Annotated in this window: 3 protein-coding genes and 1 pseudogene; 2 read left to right on the top strand and 2 right to left on the bottom strand. The window is 72.8% G+C overall.

The window, feature by feature from the left end:
* Together FRW57_RS20490 and FRW57_RS20495 are read right to left on the bottom strand one after the other, a co-directional pair.
* Positions 1-453 (bottom strand): annotated as a pseudogene (locus FRW57_RS20490) (hypothetical protein); the annotation flags it as partial.
* A gap of 155 nt (positions 454-608) precedes the next feature.
* Positions 609-1,229: a TMEM165/GDT1 family protein gene (locus FRW57_RS20495; RefSeq protein ID WP_152186925.1), complete on the bottom strand. Its 621-nt coding sequence runs from the start codon at positions 1,227-1,229 to the stop codon at positions 609-611.
* A 109-nt stretch (positions 1,230-1,338) separates the two neighbouring features.
* Between FRW57_RS20495 and FRW57_RS20500 the strand changes: the two genes are divergently transcribed.
* Entirely contained in the window at positions 1,339-1,836 is a 498-nt protein-coding gene (locus tag FRW57_RS20500; protein ID WP_238384798.1) for a DUF4446 family protein, read from the top strand.
* Positions 1,837-1,838: 2 nt separating this feature from the next.
* Positions 1,839-2,261 (top strand): prephenate dehydratase domain-containing protein, encoded by a 423-nt coding sequence (locus FRW57_RS20505; RefSeq protein ID WP_338055396.1) that lies wholly within the window; start codon positions 1,839-1,841, stop codon positions 2,259-2,261.
* Positions 2,262-2,334: the final 73 nt, after the last annotated feature.

The following is a 2,334-nucleotide window of genomic DNA, read 5'->3' on the forward strand; positions in this document are numbered from 1 at the left end:
GAGCGGGCGCGCGCTGGCCGCGTGACGCCATACGTCCCACCGCGGCACCTGCGTGACCGGACCGGCGTGGGGCAGGTGCGGCAGGGCACGGCAGGCGGGTTTGTCCTGGCCGCTGGCCGTCACCGCGGTCTCGGTCGAACCGCCCGGCCCGACGTCACCGGCCCGCTGCCCGGCCGAGAGCGAGAGCCAGCCATCGATCGGGCAGGTGTTGAGCTGGACCGATCGGACCGTCATGGCCGCCGTCGTCCCGCGGCGCAGGAGAGACCACAACGAGGGGGTGCCGTCGGGCGACACGTCCTGCCAGTCCAGGCCCGCCGCGCCGATGACGATGAGTGGGCCTCGCCCCTGGACCGTGCTCGGGGAGTGTGGCCCCTGCGCGGCTCGGATCCCGACGGCCGCCGCCGCCATCAGCACGAGAGCCGCGAGCACGACGGCGATCCAGCGGCGAGTCACCCGCACAGGTTAGGCGGTGGGGGTGCGACGACCCGGGCCCTGCACGCCCCGCGTGCTCGCCCCGGCCCGGTTTGCTCGCCTCAGACCGCTTCGGCGGGCGCGAAGAGCGGTCCGAAGCGAGCAAAGCGGCCGGGCCGGAGCACGGGCGGGACGCGTCAGAGGATCGGCAGGTCGAGGCCGAGGACGCCCAGCACGGTGACCGCCGCGAGGATCAGGCAGACGACGCCGCCGATCCGGCGGATGAGGACGACCGGCAGGTAGCGCAGCAGCGTCCGGCCGAGCAGTGCGGCGAGGCCGGAGACCAGCGCGAGCGCGGCGAACGCGCCCAGTCCGATGCTGACCGGTTCGTCGTACTTCACGACAAGGCCGGCCGTGAACAGCTGGCTCAAGTCGCCCCACTCGGCGAGGAAGAGGACGAGGAAGCTCGTGGTGACGGCCCGCAGGCCGGTGGCGCCGGGTCGGGCCTTGGCCTCGAACTCGTGCTCCGCCTCGGCCTCCTCCTGCTTGGCCTTCGCGGCACCGCGCAGCAGCATGATCCCGCCGACGAGGAAGAGCGCGGCGACGAGGATCTCGACCGGTGTGCGGGGGAGGCGCCCGATGAAACCACCGAGGGTCACGGCCACCAGGGTCTGGATCAGGAAGGCCGACGCGACCCCGATCCAGACCAGCAGCGGGCGGTAGCGCGTCGCGAGGACCAGGGTGGCGATGAAGGTCTTGTCCGGCAGCTCGACCACGAAGATCGTGGTGAAGGCCGTGAGCAGCAGGGCGAGATCCATGTCCCGCGAAGCCTAACGGGTGCGGCCCAGCGCCTTGAGAGCGACCGCGAGGTGGCCGCGGCGCGCCCGGCCCCGGCGTGTGGGTGGCCCGAGCAATACGCTCGGGCCTGTGAACCTGTCTGCCGGAACCGCCGGGACCCTGGCGGTCGTCGCCTGCGTCGTGGCGGTGCTGGCGCTGCTCATGGGGGTCGGGGCGCAGCTGCGGCTGACCCGGGTGAAGCGTCGCTACCGCGTCCTGTGGGGCGACGGCACCGCCGACGTCGCCACCGTGCTGGCCCGGCAGGACGACCGGATGACCGCGCTCGCCACGAGGGTCGACGGGCTGCGCCGCGAGGTCGTCAGCGGCAGGGACGACGTGCGCCAGAGCCTGCGGCACGTGGCCGTCGTGCGGTATGACGCCTTCGGCGACATGGGCGGCCGGCTCTCCTTCTCGGCAGCGATCATCGACGACGGCGGCGACGGGATCGTGCTGTCCTCGATCCACGGCCGCGGCGAGTCGCGCACCTACGCCAAGGGCGTCGTCCGGGGCGACAGCGACGTCACGCTGACACCCGAGGAGCAGCAGGCGCTCGCGGCGGCACGCACCGGCAACGACAGCGAGGGATGACGATGACGGCAGCGACAGCACCCGCGACACCGACGGCACGGCGATACGGTTTCCTCGGGCCGGCAGGGACGTTCACCGAGATGGCGCTGCGCAGCCGACCCGAGTCGGAGGGTGCCGAGTCCGTGGCCTTCGCGTCGGTGGACCTGGCGCTCACGGCGGTGCGCGACGGCGAGGTCGACGGCGCGATGGTGCCGATCGAGAACTCGGTCGAGGGCGGGGTGAGCGCCACCCTCGACGCGCTCACCCGGTCGGAGGGGCTGGTCATCGTCGGTGAGGCCCTGGTGCCGATCACGTTCGTGCTCGCCGCCCCCGCCGGCACCACGCTCGAGCAGGTGCGCCGGATCGGCACCCACCCGCACGCGTGGGCCCAGGTGCGTGGGTGGGTCGCGCAGCACCTGCCGGACGGACGGCACTTGGCACGATAAGCGGCACCGGCTCGTCATACCTCATATGATCTGACCAGAAACCGCCGAACCTGGACGATCTGTCCCAGAGGAG

Origin of the sequence: Segeticoccus rhizosphaerae, assembly GCF_009192725.1 — a bacterium.
Taxonomy (GTDB): domain Bacteria; phylum Actinomycetota; class Actinomycetes; order Actinomycetales; family Dermatophilaceae; genus Segeticoccus; species Segeticoccus rhizosphaerae.

Excerpts from the sequence above, each read along its gene's own strand:
- FRW57_RS20505 (WP_338055396.1), top strand. The coding sequence starts at position 1,839 with ATGACGGCAGCGACAGCACCCGCGACACCGACGGCACGGCGATACGGT.
- FRW57_RS20495 (WP_152186925.1), bottom strand. The coding sequence starts at position 1,229 with ATGGATCTCGCCCTGCTGCTCACGGCCTTCACCACGATCTTCGTGGTC.